Raw genomic sequence first — 433 nt, forward strand, 5'->3', positions numbered from 1 at the left:
TGGGCAGCCCGGTGGAACCGGAGGTGTAGATCACATAGGCCAGGCTGGCCGGGGTCAGCCCCGGCACCTGCGGATTCTGGACGGACTCGTCCTGCAGATCGCCATCGTCGAGATTGATCAGCGGCAGATCCACCGCCGGCAGCGCCTCGCGGACCGCGTACTGGCTCAGCAGGGCCACCGGTTCGCTGTCGCCCAGGGTGTAGGCCAGGCGCTCGCGAGGATAGGCCGGATCCAGCGGCACATAACCGGCGCCGGACTTGAGGATGCCAAGCAGGCCGACGATCATCGCCGGGCCGCGTTCGACGCAGATCGCCACCCGGTCGTCCGGGCGCACACCGAGGGCCAGCAGGCGATGGGCCACCTGGTTGGCGCGGGCGTTGAGCTCGCCGTAGGTCAGGCTTTCGTCCTGATACACCAGGGCCACGGCATCCGG

The 433-nt window shown here is 69.1% G+C and carries 1 protein-coding gene; it reads right to left on the reverse strand.

What is annotated here, in order from left to right; all coding sequences use genetic code 11:
• The coding region (locus K675_RS30875) for an AMP-binding protein (protein ID WP_037006637.1) at nt 1–433 on the reverse strand (433 nt) is incomplete at both ends.

This window comes from Pseudomonas fuscovaginae SE-1, from assembly GCF_000364705.1.
GTDB classification, from domain to species: domain Bacteria; phylum Pseudomonadota; class Gammaproteobacteria; order Pseudomonadales; family Pseudomonadaceae; genus Aquipseudomonas; species Aquipseudomonas fuscovaginae_A.